The organism is Nitrospira sp., assembly GCA_024998565.1.
Lineage (GTDB): Bacteria > Nitrospirota > Nitrospiria > Nitrospirales > Nitrospiraceae > Nitrospira_A.
Map to the genome: position 1 here is coordinate 43,183 of JACOEM010000016.1, position 21,326 is coordinate 64,508.

At 58.4% G+C, this 21,326-nt stretch carries 20 protein-coding genes; 4 read left to right on the forward strand and 16 right to left on the reverse strand.

What is annotated here, in order from left to right; genetic code table 11:
- Window positions 1–68 precede the first annotated feature (68 nt).
- The 15 genes from H8K11_19050 to H8K11_19120 all read right to left on the reverse strand — a co-directional run bounded on the left by H8K11_19050 (window position 69) and on the right by H8K11_19120 (window position 14,168).
- Window positions 69–1,103 carry a hypothetical protein gene (locus H8K11_19050; GenBank protein MCS6265847.1) on the reverse strand — a complete coding sequence of 345 codons (1,035 nt, stop codon included), beginning with the start codon at window positions 1,101–1,103 and terminating at the stop codon, window positions 69–71.
- Between the two features lie 240 nt (window positions 1,104–1,343).
- Window positions 1,344–1,661, reverse strand: a complete 318-nt coding sequence (locus H8K11_19055) for a PqqD family peptide modification chaperone (protein MCS6265848.1) — start codon at window positions 1,659–1,661, stop codon at window positions 1,344–1,346.
- 327 nt (window positions 1,662–1,988) lie between these two features.
- The gene (locus H8K11_19060) at window positions 1,989–2,429 is read right to left on the reverse strand and encodes a lasso peptide biosynthesis B2 protein (protein MCS6265849.1); all 441 of its coding nucleotides are present in this window, start codon (window positions 2,427–2,429) and stop codon (window positions 1,989–1,991) included.
- Window positions 2,430–2,496: 67 nt separating this feature from the next.
- The gene (locus H8K11_19065) at window positions 2,497–3,927 is read right to left on the reverse strand and encodes an amidophosphoribosyltransferase (GenBank protein ID MCS6265850.1); all 1,431 of its coding nucleotides are present in this window, start codon (window positions 3,925–3,927) and stop codon (window positions 2,497–2,499) included.
- Between the two features lie 12 nt (window positions 3,928–3,939).
- The gene (gene purL / locus H8K11_19070; protein MCS6265851.1) at window positions 3,940–6,186 is read right to left on the reverse strand and encodes a phosphoribosylformylglycinamidine synthase subunit PurL; all 2,247 of its coding nucleotides are present in this window, start codon (window positions 6,184–6,186) and stop codon (window positions 3,940–3,942) included.
- 68 nt (window positions 6,187–6,254) lie between these two features.
- On the reverse strand, window positions 6,255–6,977 hold the full coding sequence (purQ, locus tag H8K11_19075) for a phosphoribosylformylglycinamidine synthase subunit PurQ (GenBank protein MCS6265852.1): 723 nt from the start codon (window positions 6,975–6,977) through the stop codon (window positions 6,255–6,257).
- 94 nt (window positions 6,978–7,071) lie between these two features.
- Window positions 7,072–7,311, reverse strand: a complete 240-nt coding sequence (gene purS / locus H8K11_19080; GenBank protein ID MCS6265853.1) for a phosphoribosylformylglycinamidine synthase subunit PurS — start codon at window positions 7,309–7,311, stop codon at window positions 7,072–7,074.
- Complete coding sequence (locus H8K11_19085; GenBank protein ID MCS6265854.1) at window positions 7,308–7,535, reverse strand: hypothetical protein; 228 nt, start codon at window positions 7,533–7,535, stop codon at window positions 7,308–7,310. Before H8K11_19085 ends, purS begins: the two co-directional genes overlap by 4 nt.
- Before the next feature lie 7 nt (window positions 7,536–7,542).
- Window positions 7,543–8,256, reverse strand: coding sequence for a phosphoribosylaminoimidazolesuccinocarboxamide synthase (locus tag H8K11_19090; protein MCS6265855.1), 714 nt, complete (start codon window positions 8,254–8,256; stop codon window positions 7,543–7,545).
- 15 nt (window positions 8,257–8,271) lie between these two features.
- Window positions 8,272–9,066, reverse strand: coding sequence for a chlorite dismutase family protein (locus H8K11_19095; protein ID MCS6265856.1), 795 nt, complete (start codon window positions 9,064–9,066; stop codon window positions 8,272–8,274).
- Entirely contained in the window at window positions 9,063–10,397 is a 1,335-nt protein-coding gene (locus tag H8K11_19100) for an adenylosuccinate lyase (protein ID MCS6265857.1), read from the reverse strand. Before H8K11_19100 ends, H8K11_19095 begins: the two co-directional genes overlap by 4 nt.
- Before the next feature lie 76 nt (window positions 10,398–10,473).
- On the reverse strand, window positions 10,474–10,947 hold the full coding sequence (gene nusB / locus H8K11_19105; protein MCS6265858.1) for a transcription antitermination factor NusB: 474 nt from the start codon (window positions 10,945–10,947) through the stop codon (window positions 10,474–10,476).
- Between the two features lie 13 nt (window positions 10,948–10,960).
- The gene (locus H8K11_19110; protein MCS6265859.1) at window positions 10,961–11,503 is read right to left on the reverse strand and encodes a 6,7-dimethyl-8-ribityllumazine synthase; all 543 of its coding nucleotides are present in this window, start codon (window positions 11,501–11,503) and stop codon (window positions 10,961–10,963) included.
- A gap of 161 nt (window positions 11,504–11,664) precedes the next feature.
- Entirely contained in the window at window positions 11,665–12,873 is a 1,209-nt protein-coding gene (locus H8K11_19115; protein ID MCS6265860.1) for a bifunctional 3,4-dihydroxy-2-butanone-4-phosphate synthase/GTP cyclohydrolase II, read from the reverse strand.
- Between the two features lie 65 nt (window positions 12,874–12,938).
- A complete protein-coding gene (locus H8K11_19120) occupies window positions 12,939–14,168 on the reverse strand; it encodes a NarK/NasA family nitrate transporter (GenBank protein MCS6265861.1) in 1,230 nt (409 codons plus the stop codon).
- A gap of 215 nt (window positions 14,169–14,383) precedes the next feature.
- Between H8K11_19120 and H8K11_19125 the strand changes: the two genes are divergently transcribed.
- The 4 genes from H8K11_19125 to groL all read left to right on the forward strand — a co-directional run bounded on the left by H8K11_19125 (window position 14,384) and on the right by groL (window position 19,260).
- The gene (locus tag H8K11_19125; protein ID MCS6265862.1) at window positions 14,384–15,406 is read left to right on the forward strand and encodes an RNA polymerase factor sigma-32; all 1,023 of its coding nucleotides are present in this window, start codon (window positions 14,384–14,386) and stop codon (window positions 15,404–15,406) included.
- The gene (locus tag H8K11_19130; protein MCS6265863.1) at window positions 15,387–16,946 is read left to right on the forward strand and encodes a hypothetical protein; all 1,560 of its coding nucleotides are present in this window, start codon (window positions 15,387–15,389) and stop codon (window positions 16,944–16,946) included. Before H8K11_19125 ends, H8K11_19130 begins: the two co-directional genes overlap by 20 nt.
- A gap of 311 nt (window positions 16,947–17,257) precedes the next feature.
- A complete protein-coding gene (locus tag H8K11_19135) occupies window positions 17,258–17,560 on the forward strand; it encodes a co-chaperone GroES (GenBank protein MCS6265864.1) in 303 nt (100 codons plus the stop codon).
- A 59-nt stretch (window positions 17,561–17,619) separates the two neighbouring features.
- Complete coding sequence (gene groL, locus H8K11_19140; protein ID MCS6265865.1) at window positions 17,620–19,260, forward strand: chaperonin GroEL; 1,641 nt, start codon at window positions 17,620–17,622, stop codon at window positions 19,258–19,260.
- On the opposite strand, the gene H8K11_19145 is transcribed toward groL, so the two are convergent.
- Window positions 19,257–21,071 carry a hypothetical protein gene (locus H8K11_19145; protein MCS6265866.1) on the reverse strand — a complete coding sequence of 605 codons (1,815 nt, stop codon included), beginning with the start codon at window positions 21,069–21,071 and terminating at the stop codon, window positions 19,257–19,259. The genes groL and H8K11_19145 overlap by 4 nt on opposite strands.
- Window positions 21,072–21,326 lie beyond the last annotated feature (255 nt).

Below are 21,326 nucleotides of genomic sequence, written 5' to 3' on the forward strand. Positions count from 1 at the left end.
TACGCGAAATACCTCCCAGACGAGAAGAGTTCCATTGTGCGACGGTGGACCTAGGACGCTGTCCCATGTCAGTTCTCTCTCCTTGCTTGCCGCTTCTCCAGAAGAGGCGTTACCAGCCATGGCAACTCCAGGACGTCGCGTCCGAAGTGGAGTCGATAACAGTCCGTTTGCTCGACCAGACGAACAAGTGCTTGAAACTCCCGACGCGCCACCTCAGCGTCATACACGAGCAACGAATGCGGAAGAATCATTTCTAATGCCACCTTTTTGGACAAGGGCTCCAGACAACTGTGCGAAGAATCGAGTACCTCGGGAAAGAGGATCACGCTTGGCTCGCAAGGCTGGCCTAATGGCCCCGGATATAGATCCTCAGCATGGAAATAGCGCTTGGGAACACCTGCATGAAGCACAGATGGCGGAGCCTCTCGCAGTTCAGGAAAGAACGAGACGGTGTGATCGGTCACATTGATCTTGAGCGGATACGGGAGGATTTCAACACGCGTGCCGTTGACCCGAAAGAACGGGTGATCGTCGGAGAGGTAACGATACCCTGCTCGCAGCAGGGATAGGAACGAGGTGGTTTTGCCCCGCCCACTGAAACCAGGAATCAGCACCCCCTGCCCCTTGTGCTCCAGGGCAGTGGCATGAAACGTATACAATCCGCGCCGCTTCAGAAGTTCCGTCATGGCAAAATGGACAAAACTCACCCGGATATCCGGCGCCATTGCCTCCGGCCTCACCAGATACCCATGGGCAGATTGCGAGACCCCATCGAGGACGACCAACCCGTCTTCATGAAAATCGGCAATCAATAGGCCGTTGTTTGAATATATGTCGCAGGACCATGTCGTCTGCCGATCGGGACCGATTACGAGACCAGAACCGCCATGCAACAATTGCGCTGAACCGGAAATCCGGACCGGAACATCCTCACGCCGCGCGATCGCGTCGAACTCCATCCGCATCGGGTGAGCCGCAACGGTGTCGCAGTGAAAGTGATGGAGTAACGCCTCAACCGAGTGTGCCAGCTCGGACGAATTGGTGGTGAATGTCATCTCTATGCCATGCACGGAGAGTAGAAGTTCCTTCATTGACGACGCCATGAACATTACCGCTTCTCCTTTCAGCCTTCTGCCTGTCGTCGCGACCATACAGGTATAGGGCGAGCTGGCCGGTCTACTTAACCGGCCAGCTCCATGGCTCTCCCTGGAGAGTCTGGCATGTTATACGGGTGTTCGATCCAGCACGCGGGACAACTGAATGGCCGTCACGTCGCGCAGCAACTCATGTTTCACGAGCGCCGGCTTGACGTATTCGGGTTTTATCTGTCGCTCCATTCTCGCTCACCTCCTTTCTGTGTGAAGTAATCCTTCCTGCTCCAAAAGCACGAACAACTCCAACATATCGTCCTGAGCCTGCTGTTCAGACACGTCAAACATGGCACAGATTGTTGAGTGAATCTGCCGTAGCGACTGCTCCCCTTTGCACAAATCCCAGATGGTTGATCCGACAACATTAAGCGTGTAGTAGCGGCCGGAGCTCAGATTCAACAGCACACTTTCACCATCAAGAACCGCGCTGTGGACCTGTTCATCCTGCCTGGGAAACAGTTCTGACAATTCGAGCTGACGCTCACTCCACAGATGCACAGTGGCAGGCATAGGGATACTCCTGGTTCAAATTACTGGAAACATGTGACTGCTCCGATACCATCATCCGCTCCACAACCGATTGTTCCGCGAAGTCTTGGTCTCCCCACAAGCAAACCGTCACACCACTGAAAGACAAGGGCGAAACTATCGTCATCACGCTCGTTTCGCCATCCCCAGTGAGATTGGACTCCACCTCCCTTTGGGGGAGATGGATTGTGTTTTCATCGAAACCGGATGAAAAAGGCCTAGGGCTGGAGGCGCTGATGGGTCTCAAAATTCGCCCAGGCCCGCCAGGTTCAGCCGATACCAAAAGAACGGTAACGTGCAGAGGAGGTCTCAGGAGATGCGAGATGATTGAGTACTTGAAGAAACCGGAGATTGCGGGAAGGTAACCGTCACCGTAAACGATTGCCAGTAGGAGGACGACTCAAGAAACACATGACCATCCAGCACCAGCCAGGCGTGTCCCTCCAGCTGCTGATTAAGCTTCAGCACCCCACATTTGAATTGAACGGGAAGGCCGGCACGGCGGGCGAAAAAAAACAGTGCTAACGCTCGCGGAAAACAATTTCCCCTCGGATTGTATGGAAACAGCGCGAGCCACCGATCCACAAAATAGGCCACATCTTTCAACACTTGCTCATCCGGATCGGCTGAACGCTCGCACAATAACCAGCCGAGCAATCGCCTGAGACTCGTCAGGCGGGACGCGATGCGGACCCCAACAACCACAACACCAGTGGCAACGATTATTCGATATTTCCGGACCAGGGACATGCCACTCAGTCTAGCAAGGCAGACGAGGAAGTCCAGACGATCCTATGAAACGGCGATGACGAGGAGGTCAGCGTGGAGCTTCAAAGAGCCCGAGTTGGAGTTCTTCCGCCCGGGTAAAGGAGATCGGATATTGTTCGGTAAAGCAGGCATCGCAGTACTGCCCCGGCGTGCCGGGAGCCGCCTTCACCATGCCGTCCAGGCTCAAGTAGGCGAGGCTATCCGCGGTGATGTATTTGCGAATCTCTTCGGTGGTGTGACTGGACGCGATCAATTCCTTCTTGGTCGGGGTATCAATGCCATAAAAACAGGGTGACACGATCGGCGGAGAACTAATCCGCATATGCACTTCTTTCGCTCCGGCATGACGCAGCATCTTGACGATTTTTCGGCTCGTCGTTCCCCGAACCAACGAATCGTCTACCACGACGACGCGTTTCCCTTCGAGGACTTCGGGAACGGCATTGAGCTTCACCTTCACCCCGAAGTGACGAATTGACTGCTCCGGCTCGATGAAAGTGCGACCCACATAGTGATTCCGTATCAGTCCGGTTTCAAAAGGAAACCCAGACCCTTCCGAATACCCCAACGCCGCCGGCACCCCTGAATCCGGCACGGGAATCACGATGTCCGCATCAACCCGCGATTCTTTCGCCAATTGCCGTCCGAATGCTTTCCGGATGGAATAGACGGCTTTGCCTCCAAAAATGCGGCTGTCAGGACGGGCAAAGTAGACATATTCAAACACACACATGGCCGGCTTGGTTTGAGCGAATGGCTTATAACTGGTGACGCCCTGATGATCCAGCACCACCAACTCTCCCGGTTCGATCTCCCTTACATATTCGGCATCCAACAGATCGAACGCGCAACTTTCGGAGGCCACGATCCAGGCGTCACGAAACCGTCCCAGGCACAGGGGGCGGAATCCATGGGGATCGCGCGCGGCGACAATACCCTGATCGGTCATCAGAACCACTGAAAATGCGCCGCGAACCTGTGTAAGCGAATCGATGACTCGGTCCAGCAGCGTATCCGCCCGTGAATGGGCGATGAGATGGATAATGACTTCCGTGTCGGACGTCGATTGAAAAATAGCGCCATAGGCTTCCAGTTCACTACGAAGCATGGTGGCATTGATCAAATTCCCGTTGTGCGCCACGGCCAGGTTACCGAAGGCAAAATTGACGCTCAAAGGTTGCACATTCTTGAGGCCTGCCCCGCCCGCAGTGGAATAACGGTTGTGCCCGATCGCCATCGTGCCGGGCAGACGTGCTAGCGCCTGTTGAGAGAAAATGTCCGCGACGAGGCCTTGGCCCTTTTCGACATAAAACTGTTCGCCGTCATTGGAGACAATGCCGGACGCTTCCTGTCCGCGATGTTGCAGCGCATAGAGACCGAGGTAGGCGAGGTTCGCGGCTTCTTTATGGCCGTAGATACCGAACACGGCACATTCGTCGTGGAACTTATCGGGAGAAATCAGCGGGAGTTCGTTGGCCATGACGTCCGTATCCTAGTTCTGACCTAATGCACGAGGGATTGCCAATCCCCAACGGTCATACAGTGCCGTCAATTCGAGATCGATTTTGCAGCCAGCCGTCCGCTGGTCACCGTCTACTTGAATCACTAACCGGTCACCTCCGACTGTACCGATCCGAGCGGCATGAACACCGGCATCCCAGGCCGCGTTTAAGACCCGCTCGGCTAGTTCCGCTTTCACGGAGAGCAGAATTCGTGATTGGCTTTCCCCAAAAAGCAACGCGTCTCGACGAAGACCGTCAAGCGGCAATTGTACCACAGCCCCCAATCGTTGAGCTGAACCCGAGATGCAACACTCCGTGAGCGCCACCGCCAATCCGCCATCGGAACAGTCATGGGCCGACTGCACCCACCCCTCGCGGATGAGTCGAATGGTGCAAGCCTGGACGGCCCTTTCGGTATCCAGACTCAGCATAGGCGGCGAACCCTGCTCCCGATGGTGCAAGACCTTCAGATATTCCGTTCCACCAAGATCTTCACGGGTCTGGCCCAGGAGAATGATCGCATCGCCGGTTTCCTTGAACCACTGCGTCACGGCACGATCGGCCTCTTCGATCAACCCGACCATTCCGATCATCGGGGTGGGGTAAATCGACAGGTCATTCGTCTCATTGTACAGACTCACGTTGCCGCTCACGATGGGCACATTCAACGCCTCGCACGCATCCTTCAGTCCTTCAATCGCAAGTACGAACTGCCACATGACCTCGGGCCGCTGCGGATTGCCGAAATTCAGGCAATCGGTCACGCCGATCGGCTCAGCTCCCGAGCAGGCCAGGTTTCGCGCGCATTCCGCAATGGCAATCTTGGCGCCCTCATAAGGATTCAAGAGACAATAGCGCCCGTTGCAATCAACGGACAACGCCAGCGCCTTATTCGTCCCTTTCACCCGCAACACGGCCGCATCCGACCCCGGACGCACCATCGTATTTGTTCGCACCATGTGGTCATACTGCTCGTAGACCCACCGTTTACTGGCAATGGTCGGCGAATCCAGGAGTGCGAGCAATGCAGCATTGGCGTCTTTGACGTCGGGCAGGGCATCGTGATTCAGCGCCTGCAGCATCTCTTGATAGGCAGGCGGCGAACTCGGCCGATCATACCGGGGCCCCTCGTCGGCCAAAGCCTTGGCTGGAATCTCTGCAACCACTTGGCCATTCTCTTTGAGGACGACCTTGCCCGTATCCGTCACCCGGCCGATCACCGCCACATCCAGATCCCACTTGCGGCAGATCTCGATCACCTCGTCTTCACGGCCGGCCTTCGCCACCATCAACATCCGTTCCTGGGATTCCGAGAGCATGATCTCGTAGGGCGTCATCCCCGGTTCACGACGCGGCACATCTGCCAATTCCAACTCCACGCCCGTACCTTCTCGCGAGGCCATTTCGCAGGCCGAACTCGTCAAACCGGCAGCGCCCATGTCTTGAATGCCGACCAGGCAATCACCGGCCATCAGTTCCAAACAGGCTTCGAGCAACAGCTTCTCAGTAAACGGGTCACCGACCTGTACCGTCGGACGCTTCTGAGCGGCTTGTTCATCGAACGAGTCCGAGGCCATCGTCGCGCCGTGAATCCCGTCACGCCCGGTCTTCGAACCGAAATAGATCACCGGGTTCCCGACGCCGGCCGCCTTACCCAGAAAAATCTTGTCCTTCTTCGCAATGCCCAGGCAGAACACATTCACCAGAGGATTCAGGGCATAAATGTCGTTGAAGACGACTTCTCCGCCGACGGTGGGCACCCCCATGCAGTTGCCGTAACCGGCAATACCCGACACAACACCCTTAAGCAGAAGGCGGGTATTCGCATTATCCAATCCACCGAATCGCAGCGAGTTCAACAACGCAATCGGCCTGGCGCCCATCGTAAAAATATCGCGTAGAATTCCGCCCACCCCCGTCGCCGCCCCCTGGTAGGGCTCAATGAAAGAGGGATGGTTGTGAGACTCCATCTTGAACACCGCGCACAGACCATCTCCAATATCGACCGCGCCAGCATTTTCGCCTGGCCCCTGAACCACGCGCGGCCCCGTCGTCGGCAACTTCTTCAGGTGGATGCGGGAGCTCTTGTACGAGCAATGTTCGCTCCACATGGCCGAGAACATGCCCAGTTCGGTCCAGTTGGGTTCTCGCCCCAAGATCTCCAGGATCTTCTTATATTCGTCATCGCTCAGCTTATGCTGTTCGAGGATGGCTTTGGTAATGACCAGTGCGTTCATGAATGACACATTCTCGATCGTAGGGGGTTACCGACAGTTCCGGCACGGCTGCTCACGCGAACCGGCCGTCATACTCCGATCAACTTGGATTGCAATTCAGGCTTGCCGAACGAGCTCAACATCGACTGAAAGATCAGCCGACCATCTTCATTGCCCAATATCGATTCCGCACTGCGTTCGGGATGCGGCATCATGCCCAGCACATTTCCGTCCGCATTCATGATCCCGGCGATGTTGTCCAGCGACCCGTTCGGGTTCGCATCGGGCGTTACCTTGCCGTCTGCCGTGCAGTAGCGAAAGAGCACTTGTGCATTGGCTTTAATGCCGCCGAGCGTGACCGGATCAGTGTAATAGTTGCCGTCGGCATGCGCGATGGGAATCTTCAGCACCTGGCCGGACTCGCATTGATTCGTAAACCGTGTCGCCGCGTTTTCCACCTTCACGTAGACGTCTTTGCAGATAAAATTGAGCGAGGTGTTGCGCAACATCACACCTGGCAGGAGACCAGCCTCCAGCAAAATCTGGAACCCATTGCAGATGCCGATGACCAGGCCACCCTTATTCGCAAAGGCCTTCACGGCTCCCATCACCGGAGAAAACCGCGCGATGGCGCCGGTCCGCAAATAATCCCCGTAGGAAAACCCGCCCGGCAGCACGATCGCATCGAGCCCCGCGAGCAGAGTTTCCTTATGCCAGATCATCTCCACATACTGGCCGAGCACATCCTTGAAGATATACTGGCAGTCGTGATCGCAATTACTGCCGGGAAATACCACCACGCCGATTTTCATTTCACTCACCCTCACCTATCGCAGTGCGATGGTAGGATCTGGTTTTACTGCGCGCGTTGCGCGAGCACAAAGCAGGTCCTGCCGTCGCGCTGCCTCACTGCAACTCGTACTGATAATCCTCGATCACCGTATTCGCCAGCAATTTTTCACACATCTGCTTCACCTGGGCATCCGCCTTGGCGAGGTCCGGTTCGTTCACGTCCACTTCCATGTACTTGCCGACTCGCACGTTTCCCGCATTCTTAAACCCGAGGGAGTCCAGCGCATGTTCGATCGCCTTCCCCTGCGGGTCGAGAATTCCCTGCTTCAGCGTCACATGAATCTTGGCTTTCATTGTGCTTTTCCCACTTCCTGCTGTGCTTTGCCGACCTTCTGCACGTACCTCCGGATCCAAAAGATCACGCCGATGGTCCCGAGCCCTGCCAGCGACATCAAGACAAACGCCCAGCGCCAGGGCGATTCCTTGAGGTGATAGGCCATCAACGCCACCGTGGCCGCCCACACCAGAATCGCCGCCACCAGACCATAGTTCAAAAACAACTGGAGAAACCGGTTCATGCCGCCTTTATTCGCACACCCGCTTCAACACTTCCTGATAGGCCTCTTCGATTTTCCCCAAATCCTTCCGAAACCGGTCCTTGTCCATCGACTCTTTGGTCGTCTGGTCCCAGAACCGGCAGGTATCGGGAGAAATTTCGTCGGCGAGGATGAGTCGGTTATGAAACACACCGAACTCCAGCTTGAAATCGACGAGCATCATCCGGCGTTCTCTGAAGAACGGCAACAACACGGCATTGATTTTGTGGCCAAGCTCACGCATCTCCCGCAGCACGGCCGGAGTCGCCACATTCAATAGGCGCAAGTGATCGTCGTTCACGAGCGGATCGCCCAAGGCATCGTCTTTGTAATAAAACTCGATGATCGCCGGGTCGATGGCCGCGCCTTCTTTGAGACCCAGCCGCTTCGCAAGGCTCCCCGCGATGACGTTCCGCACCACCACTTCGACCGGCACAATCGTCACTCGCTTGGTGAGCATCTCACGGTCGCTGACGCGTTCGATGAAATGCGTCGAGATCCCCTGCTGTTCGAGAAGCTGGAACAGCCGCTCCGAGACCTTGTTGTTGACCACCCCTTTATCGACGATGGTCCCGCGCTTCTGCGCATTGAAGGCCGTGGCGTCGTCCTTGAAATACTGCAATACCTGATCCGGCCGTTCAGTCGTGAAAATCTTCTTAGCCTTGCCCTCATAAATCATCGTGCCTGCTGGTTCGACGGTCATCCCTCTCTCCTTCGACTACTGTGCGAACTTTTCCAGGATCTCATCCAGCGGACTCATCGTGCCCAACAGGGTCGGATGTCCGAAGCGTCGATTGTGGCGGAATTCCTTCACCTGCTGCAGCGCCCGCACCAGATTGTGAAAGTCCTCCAACTTTTCGGTCTCAAAATAGGTGATGAAATCGACGTCGTCGAAACCCGTTGAGTGATACAGTTTCCGTTTCACCGTCTTGAGATAGGGAAGCGCCGCCTGCGTATGCTCCTGCATCAGGGCGGTCCGTGACTCCTGGTCCAACCCCCACCATTCCGCGTCCTTTTTGATGGGAATCACAATTGCGTACGGCCTGGAACCGGATTCGCCGTTCACCTGTAACTCTGTCTTCATGGATTCAGGGAAGCCGGCAACGTAGGTCGGCTTCTTGCTCAGGCCATGCAGCAATCCGCCTGTGGTGAGATGTCGCCCCAATCGCGTCCCCATGAAGGCTGACAGAAACTGTTGGGTGTCGGACAAGGTCCGGGCATGTATCCGGAACATGAGATCGGCATGGTCGGATAGCCCCCGGAGCAGATAGGACTCGACCAAAATCTTGCCGGACCACTGCTCGACTAATCCCTTAACCTCCGCCACCGAAATGACGCGCGACTCGCCCGGGAGGTCCCACCAATCATGGTCCATCTGGAAGGTCGCAAATGTGCCGTATACCCCAGGCTCTGTGAGAAGCTTCTCGCGATCGGCTGCGGGAGCAGGCCAAACCGCGGCCAGCACCAACAGACCGGCCAAGAGCCCGATTCGTGCTGTCGACCGCAGGCTCATGCCCGTTTCCTCCGTCGTCTGGCGGACGAAGCACCGCTCGCCCCAAACACCCGGCGGAAGACTTGGTCGAGATGCCGCAAGTAATAGGCCGGATCGAAACAGGCCGTGATTTCGTGCGGCTTCAAGTGAGTCGTGATGAACGGATCGCGAGCGACCAGTTCTTGAAACCCGACCCCGCCTTTCCAAGCCGTCATCGCATTGCGCTGGACGGCTTCGTAGGACTCTTTGCGCTGGGCGCCCTTATCGATCAAGGCCAGCAGCAGTCGCTGCGAATAGACCAGGCCTCCGGTCAGATCGAGGTTGCGTTGCATCCGCTCGGGATACACGATCAGATTCTTCACCAGGTCGGTCACGCGGGCCAACATGTAATCAACCAGAATGGTGCTGTCCGGCATGATCACCCGCTCCACCGAGGAGTGGCTGATATCACGCTCATGCCACAGGGCCACGTTCTCCAGCGCGGCCAGGCTATTGCCGCGTACCAGGCGCGCCAGACCGCACAGATTTTCCGACGCGATCGGATTGCGCTTGTGGGGCATCGCCGATGACCCCTTCTGTCCGGCGGAGAAATATTCTTCCGCCTCCAGCACCTCCGTGCGCTGCAGATGACGAATTTCGGTGGCGATTTTTTCAATGGTCGCGGCCAACAGCGCCAGCGCGGAGGCATAGGCCGCATGCCGGTCGCGCTGCACAATCTGGTTGGACACCGGATCCGACGCGAGCCCCATCTTGGCGCAGACATACTCTTCAATTTCAGGGCCTTGATGCGCGAAGGTGCCCATCGCGCCCGAGAGCTTGCCGACGGCGATATCCTTGCGTGCCGCTTCGAGGCGCGTCCGGTGCCGGCAGGCCTCCTCATACCAAATCGCCAACTTGAACCCGAACGACACCGGCTCGCCATGAATGCCGTGCGACCGGCCGACCATCACCGTATGGCGATGCTCGAGTGCCCGTTTCTTCAGCACAGCAATCAACTCATTGAGATCCTCGAGAATCAGATCGAGCGCTTCGGTCATCTGCACGGCCAGCGACGTATCGACGATGTCCGATGAGGTGAGCCCCATGTGCAGGAACCGGTGCTCAGGTCCGACCGAATCCATCAGTGATTCGAGGAACGCGATCACATCGTGTTTCGTGACCTTTTCGATCTCAGCGATGCGCGCCACATCGATCTTGGCCTTCTTGCGAATTCTCGAGCTGGTCCCGCGCGGAATCTGCCCGCCACGCTCAAACGCGGCGCAGGCCTGTAACTCCACTTCCAGCCAGATTTCATATTTATGCTGAAGGTCCCAGATGGCACTCATCTGCGGACGGGTATATCGATCGATCATCTCTTCCTCGTTGTTCGTCGCTCGTGACGCGTCGTTCGCTTAGGCAATCCAGAGGGGATGTCCCTCGAAAAACGTTTCACGTTTCACGCTTTACGCTGCTGTCGCTGCCCACCACCGGCAATTCGGGAAACGCCCGCTTCCGTTCCAACCGTGCATCCGACCCGAGCACCTTGTCGAGAATGCCGTTCACGAATTTGGAGGCCTCTTCGTCGCCGAAACTCTTGGCCAGCTCGATCGCCTCATTCAGCGTGACCTTGGCCGGCACCTCCGGCACATGCAGCAATTCAAAACAGCCCATGCGGAGAATATTGCGGTCGATGATCGGCATCCGGCTGACCTTCCAGTTGGTCGCATAGGTCCCGATCAGCGCGTCCAGTTCCTTTTTGTTGGCCCGGACGCCGGATACCAATCGCTCCGCGAACACACGCAACTCCTCAGCCAAGGGATACTGAATCCAGAAATCGTCCAGCCAGGGACCCGCCTGGCCGTGAATATCGTATTGAAAGAGAATCTGTACCGCCCGTTCACGGGCTTGATGTCGAGAGGCCATAGTGCAACGCCGGTCAGCGTTTCGGCCTCGCTGCCGATCGCCCGGCTCGTCGTGACGGGGCAGCCGGCTGCGGCGTCTCCCCGCTTCCTTCCTTTTTGAGCAATCGCATCACATTGACCATTTCGATCGCCGTTTTCGCCGCATCGGCGCCGCGATTCAACTTATCGGGGTCGGCGCGCTCAATGGCCTGAGCCACGGTATCGGTGGTGAGGACGCCGAAGATGACCGGGATATTCGAATCCATCGAGGCTTGTAGAATCCCTCGACTGACTTCGGCACTGATGTACTCGAAATGCGGCGTATCACCACGGATCACTGCGCCGAGACAAATCACCGCATCGAATCGACCGGACCGGGCAAGCTGGCGGGCCACGAGGGGAATTTCAAACGCGCCCGGCACCCGTACCACCTCGATGGCCTCATCCGTCACGCCGGCCTTCGTCAGTGCCTTCACGCACTCCGTTAGCAACCGGCTGGTGACAAACTTATTAAATTTGCTCGCCACGATGCCGAACGTCAGCCCCGTGGCGTCTTGGGAACCCTTGCGAAGCTTCATGGGATGAGATAACGAGTCAGACGTCTCATGGACTGTGTGCGCCGAATAAGGAGGGGGATCATACCTGGAAACGCCCTCAAATGGCTACACGTTTCAGGCCGTCGGCGCACGCATCTTTCCCACACGAGGATGACTCAGGATTGAGACCGGCTGGAGCGACACTAGACCTTTTTCAAAAGGTGGCCGAGCTTGGCTTTTTTGGTGCGGAGATATTTTTCGTTGTCGGCGCGGGGCGCGATCTCAATCGGCACCCGTTCGACCACCTTCAGGCCGTAGCCTTCGATGCCGACGATCTTGCGGGGATTGTTGGTAATCAGGCGGATGCGATGCAACCCAAGCTGCACGAGGATCTGGGCGCCGACGCCATAGTCGCGCAGATCGGCCTTAAATCCGAGCTGGAGATTCGCTTCGACGGTATCGCTGCCGGAATCCTGCAGACCATAGGCACGGATCTTATTCAGCAGACCGATCCCGCGCCCCTCTTGATTGAGATAGAGCAACACGCCCCGGCCGTCCTTCTGAATGATCTCCATCGCCCGATGGAGTTGCTCACGACAGTCGCACCGCAACGACCCCAGCACATCCGCCGTCAGACAACCGGAATGGACTCGGACCAGCATCGGCGTCTCGGCATCCACCCGGCCTTTCACCAGCGCAATGTGGGTCGCGCCGTCGATATCGTTCTCGAACGCAATCGCTTCAAAATCGCCGAAGGTGGTGGGGAGCAAGGCACTGGCCGCTCGGCGCACGAACGTCTCACGATGCATGCGGTACTCGATCAACGCCTTGATCGTGACCATTTTCAGCTTATGCCGCTTGGCAAACTTGGTCAGTTCCGGCACACGCGCCATCGTGCCGTCTTCATTCATGATCTCGCAGATGACGCCCGCGGGGTACAGTCCGGCCAATCGCGCCAGGTCCACCGACCCTTCCGTCTGCCCCGCGCGCCGAAGCACCCCGCCGACTTGCGACTTGAGCGGGAAAATATGACCGGGACGGGCAAGGTCGGCCGGGGCAGAACGGGGATCGATCGCCACATGAATAGTCGTGGCACGATCGGCCGCCGAAATCCCGGTGGTAATCCCTTTGCGAGCGTCGATGGAAACCGTGAACGCGGTGCCGAACGTAGCCGTGTTCTCAGCCGCCTGCGGCGTCAATTGTAATTCCTCAACACGCTCCGGAGTCAGCGCCAGACAGATGAGGCCACGGGCATGTTTGGCCATGAAGTTGACGGCGTGCGGCGTGACCTTGCCGGCCGCCATCACAAGATCGCCCTCGTTTTCACGATCTTCGTCATCGACGAGGATGATGAACTTCCCCTTCTTGATATCCTTGATCGCGTCTTCGATCGAATTAAACGGTGTCGCCATAATCCCTCGATGGTGCAGGCCAGCCTGCTTCGGTGGCCCAGCTAACTCTTTTCAAACCACCCCTGTCAACGGGAAAAACCACCGGGGCTCGGGGCCTGCGCGACGGCCTGCGGACGCCACCGCAGGGCCGGAGCCACCGTCATCGCTGCGGCGGCACTCACGACCGCCAATCCCACGAACCCGAACAGGAACGTGCCCGTACTTTCCCGCAGCAACCCGAACCCGATGGGCACCAGGAACCCGCCGATCCCGCCGGCCGCGCCCACCAGGCCGGACGCCAGACCGATGTCCTTTGGAAACCACTCGGAGACGATTTGAAAAATCACCCCGTTCCCGAACCCCATCACGGCAATCGTCACCACCAGCAATCCTACGGCCCAGGGTAACGCCGGAAGCGACCCCGCCAGCACCGTCATCGAAGCGAGTGCAATAAACACCCCGACCAGCACCGGCAGCCCGCCCCATCGATCCGCCACATATCCGCCGACCGGACGAATCAAACTTCCTGTGAACCCGCAGAGCGCGGCGATGGAACCACCGACGATCGGATCGCTCCCATACTGATCGTGCAACAATACCGGGAGAAAACTCGTCAGCCCGACGAATCCGCCGAACGTGACACCGTAAATCATACAAAGCCAATACACCGACGGCACCCGCGCCATCGCCCAGGCCGCCTGCCACCAGGCCCCCTCTCCTGCCGTGCGCACAGTCGGCTCGCTCTGCACCACAGTGGTAAAGAGACCGATCGCGATCAGAATGGGGACGGCCATGATTCCGCACGCCCAGTGCCATCCGAGCGCCGTTTCCCATCGCGGAGCGAGCAGCAGCACCAACACGGTCCCGATATTCCCCGAGGCCACCAGGCCCAACACCAGACCTTGATGGGTCGCGGGATAGGCCCGGCTGGCCACCGGCATGGCCACCGCAAAACTCGCCCCTCCGGCACCAAGCAGGAGCGCAATGCCGAGGAGCTCCACATAACTCCGCCCTCCGAGCGCCGCCCAGATGACCGCGAGCAGTTGAAGGCCCAACACCAGCAGACCGGTCCGCTTCGCCCCATACCAGTCACAGGCCCAGCCGGCGGCAATTCGCAGCACCGCGCCGCCCAACAACGGCAGGGCCACAAGCACACTCTGTTGGGTCGCGGTCAGCCCGAGTTCCTGCCCGATCGCCACGGCCAAGGCCCCGAACAGCAGCCACACCATGAAACTCACGGTGAGATGCAACCAGGCGCCGGCCAGGGTCGGCCAATGTCCGCTGCGCAAGGCTACCGCCAACGTGCTGAGGCTCATTAACGACTTCATTCCGCGCCGGCTGTGTCCATGTCATCCGTGTGGTTTTTCAGCATCATCCACGCACTATACGAGGCGCGATTTCAGAGACGCAAGGGACGCGCGGGCAAGCCGGCCTATCACGTTGTTGCCTGGCACCCGACATCTGGTATAGTCAGCCCTTGCTCGGAATTCATGATGAGCGTCCTGGCTGGTAGCCCACGGTTTCAACCCCTATGACACAGCGCGAACACACGCACAACTCGGATTCTCACGCAGACCTGGACGAAGACACCGACGCCATCGAACCCGAGGCCCTTGAGCCGACGGACGAAGAGGTCACGGAGGAACATGACGCAGCCGACCACCAGCCGTCAAAGGAACCGCAGGAGGCCCCGCTCTCAACCTCCCTGGTCCCGGTCACCACGCTCCAGCAATACCTGACAGAAATCCGTCGTTATCCCTACCTGAGCAAAGAAGAAGAACTCCGGCTCTTCGAGGAATATCAGCTCAGGGGCAGTCGCGATGCGGCCATGAAGCTCATCCTGGCCAACCTGCGGGTCTCCGTCTCCATTGCGTCGGAGTACCTGCATACCGGCGCCGACCACATGGATTTGATTCAGGAGGGCAACGTCGGCCTGCTCCAGGCGATCAAAAAATTCGACCCCACGAAGAACGTCCGCTTTTATGCCTACGCGGCCTGGTGGGCAAGGGCCTACATTCTCCGGTACCTGCTGAATACCTACCGATTGATCAAAGTCGGCACGACCCAGGACCAGCGCAAGCTCTTCTACAATCTGAAAAAGGAAAAGGCCAAGCTCGAACGGGAAGGCTTCGCGCCCGACAGCAAGTTGCTGGCGGATCGCCTCAACGTGCGCGAACGCGATGTCATCGAGATGGATCAGCGGCTGGGCAGCTGGGAACTGTCGCTCGATCAACCCATCGGCCAGGAAAACGATGGCACGCTGATGGATATCCTGCCTGCGCATGAGCAGCCGGCGGACGAACGACTGGCCGATACCCAACTCAAGGCACTATTCCGGCGGAAGCTGGCCGAATTCACGAAGACCCTCGATGAGCGGGAAGAAGACATCCTGCGCAACCGCATTCTCTCCGAAACACCATTGACGCTGGAAGACATGGGCGCGAAATACGGCATCACCAAGGAACGCACCAGGCAGTTGGAGGCGCGAATCATCAAACGCCTCCGCGACTACATCAAGAAGGATGTGAAGGACTTTGACCGCCTTCGGATGTAGGACGGCGGCCTTCTTCAGGATCGTCATCGCCGGCCTCATGCTGGCGGCGGTCGGCGAAACCGCTTCACCTGTCCGCGCACTGGCCGACTCTCCCATCACGCGGGAAAATGCCCGACCTGGCAACTCTGACTGGATCCTCACCGACCCGGCCGACCATGAGGTTGAAGGGTATGCCTCGGCCACCAGCATCCACCGCGGGGACACACTCCACTTCTACATCCATAGCACCGACCCACGCATCACCGTCGCTATCTACCGGATGGGGTGGTATGCGGGAGCCGGAGCCCGGTTGGTCCAAGGCGGCATTTCGCTGCCGGGAGTGCGACAACCGATGCCGACGGCGGACCCGGTCACCGGACTCATCGAATGCGATTGGCAGGTGTCCTACACGCTCAGCACGAACACGGAGGACCCGGGCGAATGGCTCAGCGGCGTCTACCTCGCCAAGTTGACCGGCACGAGCAGCGGCAAACAAAGCTACATCATCTTCGTCATCAGAGAAGACAACCGGCCGGCCGACTTCTTGTTTCAATCCAGCGTCACAACATTCCAGGCCTACAACAACTGGGGCGGCAAATCGACCTACCCCTCGAACAGCCGCGATGAACTATGGGCGCGGAAAGTCTCGTTCAACCGTCCCTACGGCCGAAGCCAACATCCTCAGGGCGGCAGCGGCGTAGGTGCCGGAGAGTTCCTCACCGCCATGTCGATTCACCCGACCCGCTCCCTCTCGACCGCAGGGTGGGAATACAACATGGTCCGTTGGCTGGAGCGCAATGGCTACGACGTCACCTACAGCACCGATATCGACACCCATAGCCGCTCAGGCTTCTGGAAGGGCCACAGGGCCTGGCTCTCGGTCGGCCACGATGAATACTGGTCCGATGCAATGCGGCGCCATGTGGAAGCGGCGCGCGACCAAGGGCTCAGCCTCGGCTTCTTCTCCGCCAATACCTGTTACTGGCAGATCCGGCTCGAACCCAGCCCTCTCACGACTGAACCCAATCGGACCATGGTGTCCTACAAGGAGGTGGCTCTGACGGAGGATCCCTATGCCTTGGATGGCGATCCGTCCAACGACCACCGGATCACCGTTCAGTGGCGCGATCAGCCGCTCAACCGACCCGAACACAAGCTCATCGGCGTAATGTTCGAGACCGTCCCGGTGGATGGAGATGTGCTCATCACCCAGCCGTCTCATCCGCTGTTCACTGGTATCCCCTTGCCCCCGGACCATCGCCTGCCCGGCCTGCTGGGGTACGAGATCGACCGGGCATTCCCGGAGGGACCGGCGGGGTTGGAGATCCTTGCCCATTCTCCCCACCAGCGGAATGGACAGGTCGTGTATGGCGATATGACCCTCTACCGAGCCCCGAGCGGGGCCCACGTGTTTGCGACAGGAACCATCCAGTGGAGTTGGGGCCTGGACGATTACAATGCGCCGGCGCTACGAACCGCCCGAACCAGTGAGGCCGCCCAACAGATCACCCGCAATATCCTGGAGCTACTGGCTCGGAAGACCCTCTCGGCTGCTCAATAATCGGGATTTCGACTTCCTTCTGACTCCGACTTGAGCCCTTGGCGCAACCTTGCGGCGAGCTTTTCCAAAATATAGTGGAAAGACTCAGAAAGCATGCCTTAGAGAATCAATAGCTTAGAGGCCATTACCCCATTGCATCTCACCGTAGAATAATTTTATAGTCCATCCATTGACTTGCCTCTTGCTAGCGCTATCTATGTCTCGGGTTTACTGCAGGTAGCCCTTGCGGTAACACGTCAAAGCTGATTTACCAGCTTTCACACAACTGTACATTAGGGCCTCGACGCTCATCACCAGAAGGAGGATTCGGTATGGCTACGGAAGCGAAAGACAAGAAGTCCACGGCTGCGAAGAATTTTCAGCCGCTCGGTGACCGTTTGTTCGTCACCTACACTGAGGAAATGGAACGGACCTCCGGCGGGATCTATGTCCCTGACTCTGCGAAGGAAAAGCCGCAGCGGGGTATCGTGCAGGCCATCGGAAAGAAGGTCGAGAACATCAAGGTCGGCGACCAGGTGTTGTTCGACAAGTATTCCGGCAGCAAGCTTCGGATCGAAGACGAAGAGTGCCTCATCCTCAAGGAAGAAGACATCCTGGGCATTTTCACCCACTAATTCTGTCTGACCCCCAAACACCTGAACAACGACTACTAGACGATTAACGGAGGACGATTATGGCAAAGCAACTGTTGTATAGCGAAGCGGCACGGGCGGCCATCCTGCGCGGGGTGAACCAGCTCGCCGATGCCGTCAAGGCGACGCTCGGTCCCAAGGGCCGGAACGCGATTTTGGATAAGAAGTTCGGCGCCCCGACGATCACCAAGGACGGCGTGACCGTGGCGAAGGAAGTCGAACTGAAGAACCCGTACGAGAACATGGGCGCCCAGCTGGTTCGCGAAGTCGCGAGCAAGACCAGCGATACGGCCGGCGACGGAACCACCACCGCCACCGTGTTGGCCCAGGCGATCTATCGGGAAGGCGTCAAGAACATCACTGCCGGCGCCAACCCGATGGAAATCCAGCGCGGCATCAACAAGGCCGTGGAAGTCGTGATCGGCGAGCTGAAGAAGCTCAGCAAGCCTTGCCAGAACAAGACCGAAATCTCCCAAGTCGGCACCATTTCCGCCAACAACGACAAGACCATCGGCGACCTCATCGCGGAAGCGATGGAAAAGGTCGGCAAGGATGGCGTGATCACGGTCGAAGAAGCCAAGTCGATGACCACCTCCCTGGATGTGGTCGAGGGCATGCAGTTCGATCGCGGCTACATCTCCCCCTACTTCGTGACCAACGCCGAGCGGATGGAAGCCGTCATGGACGAGCCGCTCATCCTGATCAACGAAAAGAAAGTCAGCAGCATGAAGGACCTCCTCCCGGTCCTCGAGCAGGTTGCCAAGCTCGGCAAGCCGCTCATCATCATTGCTGAAGAAGTCGAAGGCGAAGCGCTCGCCACCTTGGTGGTCAACAAGCTCCGCGGCACCCTCAATGTGTCGGCGGTGAAGGCCCCGGGCTTCGGCGATCGCCGCAAGGCCATGCTGGAGGACATCGCGATCCTGACCGGCGGCCAGGTGATCTCTGAAGACCTCGGCCTGAAGCTCGAGAACGTCAAGCTGACGGATCTCGGCCGCGCCAAGCGCGTCACGATCGACAAGGACAACACCACGATCGTCGAAGGTCATGGCGATCCCAAGAAGATCGACGGCCGCGTGAAGCAGATCAAGGCTCAGATCGAAGAGACCACCTCGGATTACGATCGCGAGAAGCTGCAGGAGCGGCTGGCCAAGATCGTCGGCGGCGTGGCGGTCATCAACGTCGGTGCAGCCACCGAGACCGAAATGAAGGAAAAGAAGGCGCGCGTGGAAGACGCCTTGCACGCCACCAAGGCAGCCGTCGAGGAAGGCATCGTTCCTGGCGGAGGCACGGCCTATCTGCGCTGTCTCAAGGGATTGGATTCCCTCAAGGATCTGCCCTTGGAGCAGAAAGTCGGCGTGGACATCGTGCGCCGGGCGCTCGAAGAGCCGGTCCGTCAGATCGCAGCCAACGCCGGAGCCGAAGGCTCAGTGGTGGTCGGTCGGGTCCGTGAGGACAAGAATCCGAACGGCGGTTACAACGCCGCTGCCGACGAATACGTGGACATGATCAAGCTGGGCATCATCGATCCGACGAAGGTGTCGCGTTGTGCCTTGCAGAACGCCGCCAGCGTCGCGGGCTTGATGCTCACGACCGAAGTCATGATCACGGAATTGCCGGAGGAGAAGAAAGAAGCTGCCGGTGGCCATGCTGGTCACAACCACGGCATGGAAGGTATGTACTAAGGTTTCCGTTTCTTCTTCGCTGTCGAAGACCGGTCCGGCGGTGGCCCCGCCGGGCCGGTCTCTTTTTCGAGCCGAGACGCGCTGCGGCGGGAGTGGCCTTCCGCCGCAGCCACCACGGCGGCAAACAGGGCTGAGGTCTCCGGGTGGTAAAAGAGCGACCGGAACGTCTGATGCACGATTGCCGTATGCCGCTGCCGGTCCGCTAGAAACTCTGCCAACGCCCCTTCGCGCGACTCCGCGCTGTATCCCATCCTGATCGCGCAACGCTGCAGTTCCTCATTACTGTCAGGCAACGCGTGCGTCTGCAAATCATGCATCATCTGCAGCTTGTGTTCGACATCCCGTAAGAACCAGTACGCCTCGGTCAGTCGACGTTGATCGTCTTCCTCTACAAACCGCTGCCGGCAAAACCGGTGCAGAGCCCCCACCGTTCTGCGATCCAAAATCTCGGGAACCGCCTTGCCGATGAGCACCTGAATCGTTTGGACGAGAAATTCCAGTTCTCGAATCCCACCCGTGCCCAACTTCACATTTCGATGCTGATGCCCGCGTCCTGCGATCTTTTCATCGATCATCTCTTTGACTGAACGGACATCGCGGATGATCGCCAACGCCCGCTCCCTGGAGAGAGGCTGCAGATCAGGCTGAAAGACAAATCCTTCGACCATCTGCACGAACGCCTGCCCGACCGCGGGAGACCCGGCGATAGGCCAGGCCTTGAGCAGCGCCAGCCGCTCCCACACCTGGCCACGCTGGGCGTAGTACTTCTCGTAGGCCTCGACTGATCGTGCGAGCTGGCCGACAGATCCCTCGGCGCGCAGTCGCAAATCGACACGAAACACGGCGCCTTCCCGGGTTTGCTCGGCCAGGGCCTTCGTCAGTGAACGCGCCAGCAGCTCAAAATATTCTTCGTTGGACAGACCATGATTGTTCGACTGGCGCCCGCCCTTTCCTTTTCTGGTCTCACCCTCCGCAGACGCGTAGACGTAAATCAGATCCACGTCCGAGCTGTAATTCAGCTCATGCGCGCCGAGCTTGCCCATCCCGATGACGACAAACTCCGTCTCCACCCAGGCGCCGCTCGCGTCTTGATGCATCGGCGTCCCATGGACCGCCTTGAGATCCTGATCGACGATTTCATAGGCCGCATGAATGAGGACCGAGGCGAGATCGGACAAGGAGCCGGTCGTGTCTTCGACCGTGGCCAGATGCAGAAGGTCCCGCACACCGATGCGCAACATTTCCCGGCGACGCACCCGTCGCAGGACATCCAACTTTAATTCGATCACCTTTAGCGAGCCCAGGCTTTGACGAAGGGCCGCCACCATCCCTTCCCGGGTCGGAGCGGTCGTCAAGACATCTTCTTCCGCTAACCAATACACGAGCATGGGGTCGCGAATGAGAGCAAAGGCGAGAGAATCGCTGTTTCCGAAAATCGTACAGAGCAGCCCCAACATCTTCGGCGAGGCTTGCAGATACTGCAGGAGCGAGGAGCGATTGACGCTGCCCGAAAGCAGTCGTTCCCAATGATTCAGAGCTTGATCAGGATCGGCCGTGCGGGCAATCTCCATCAGAAGCCCGGGCAGAAGCGTGGCCAGAATCCGGCGTGTATGGGGATCCCCGGCCATACTCTGGATATTTGTATCCGCCTCGGCCGGATGGGTGATTCCGTAGCGGCTCAGAATCTTGACCACCTGATCCGGCTCAAGACCGGACGCCACCAGTAAGGGGGATGGATCGGGGAAGACCCGGGAGGAAACGGAATCCCGGCGCTGGGCCGGCGGGTCCTGCTGTGGCAAACGTCTGGTCATGGCGCCGCATTATACTGGCGCAATTCTTCCGGTACAACGAGAGCGCCTTCGGGTATACTCCACCGACACATGCTGCACGCGAACGCAGACCGCGACCAGCTCCTTGCCACCCTGACTCCGCTTTGTCAGGACATCGACCGCGACATCCTGCAAGACTTCGTCACGCGGATGGACCCGGATTATTTTTCTGCGTTCTCCCCGAACACACTCGCCACGCACGTCAAGCAAGCCGCCACGCTCACACCGGACCATCCA

What these genes read in the sequence shown, in the direction of transcription:
- H8K11_19050 (MCS6265847.1), bottom strand. Translation starts at nt 1,103, where the DNA reads ATGGCGTCGTCAATGAAGGAACTTCTACTCTCCGTGCATGGCATAGAG.
- H8K11_19055 (MCS6265848.1), bottom strand. Translation starts at nt 1,661, where the DNA reads ATGCCTGCCACTGTGCATCTGTGGAGTGAGCGTCAGCTCGAATTGTCA.
- H8K11_19060 (MCS6265849.1), bottom strand. Translation starts at nt 2,429, where the DNA reads ATGTCCCTGGTCCGGAAATATCGAATAATCGTTGCCACTGGTGTTGTG.
- H8K11_19065 (MCS6265850.1), bottom strand. Translation starts at nt 3,927, where the DNA reads ATGGCCAACGAACTCCCGCTGATTTCTCCCGATAAGTTCCACGACGAA.
- purL (MCS6265851.1), bottom strand. Translation starts at nt 6,186, where the DNA reads ATGAACGCACTGGTCATTACCAAAGCCATCCTCGAACAGCATAAGCTG.
- purQ (MCS6265852.1), bottom strand. Translation starts at nt 6,977, where the DNA reads ATGAAAATCGGCGTGGTGGTATTTCCCGGCAGTAATTGCGATCACGAC.
- purS (MCS6265853.1), bottom strand. Translation starts at nt 7,311, where the DNA reads ATGAAAGCCAAGATTCATGTGACGCTGAAGCAGGGAATTCTCGACCCG.
- H8K11_19085 (MCS6265854.1), bottom strand. Translation starts at nt 7,535, where the DNA reads ATGAACCGGTTTCTCCAGTTGTTTTTGAACTATGGTCTGGTGGCGGCG.
- H8K11_19090 (MCS6265855.1), bottom strand. Translation starts at nt 8,256, where the DNA reads ATGACCGTCGAACCAGCAGGCACGATGATTTATGAGGGCAAGGCTAAG.
- H8K11_19095 (MCS6265856.1), bottom strand. Translation starts at nt 9,066, where the DNA reads ATGAGCCTGCGGTCGACAGCACGAATCGGGCTCTTGGCCGGTCTGTTG.
- H8K11_19100 (MCS6265857.1), bottom strand. Translation starts at nt 10,397, where the DNA reads ATGATCGATCGATATACCCGTCCGCAGATGAGTGCCATCTGGGACCTT.
- nusB (MCS6265858.1), bottom strand. Translation starts at nt 10,947, where the DNA reads ATGGCCTCTCGACATCAAGCCCGTGAACGGGCGGTACAGATTCTCTTT.
- H8K11_19110 (MCS6265859.1), bottom strand. Translation starts at nt 11,503, where the DNA reads ATGAAGCTTCGCAAGGGTTCCCAAGACGCCACGGGGCTGACGTTCGGC.
- H8K11_19115 (MCS6265860.1), bottom strand. Translation starts at nt 12,873, where the DNA reads ATGGCGACACCGTTTAATTCGATCGAAGACGCGATCAAGGATATCAAG.
- H8K11_19120 (MCS6265861.1), bottom strand. Translation starts at nt 14,168, where the DNA reads ATGAGCCTCAGCACGTTGGCGGTAGCCTTGCGCAGCGGACATTGGCCG.
- H8K11_19125 (MCS6265862.1), top strand. Translation starts at nt 14,384, where the DNA reads ATGACACAGCGCGAACACACGCACAACTCGGATTCTCACGCAGACCTG.
- H8K11_19135 (MCS6265864.1), top strand. Translation starts at nt 17,258, where the DNA reads ATGGCTACGGAAGCGAAAGACAAGAAGTCCACGGCTGCGAAGAATTTT.
- groL (MCS6265865.1), top strand. Translation starts at nt 17,620, where the DNA reads ATGGCAAAGCAACTGTTGTATAGCGAAGCGGCACGGGCGGCCATCCTG.
- H8K11_19145 (MCS6265866.1), bottom strand. Translation starts at nt 21,071, where the DNA reads ATGACCAGACGTTTGCCACAGCAGGACCCGCCGGCCCAGCGCCGGGAT.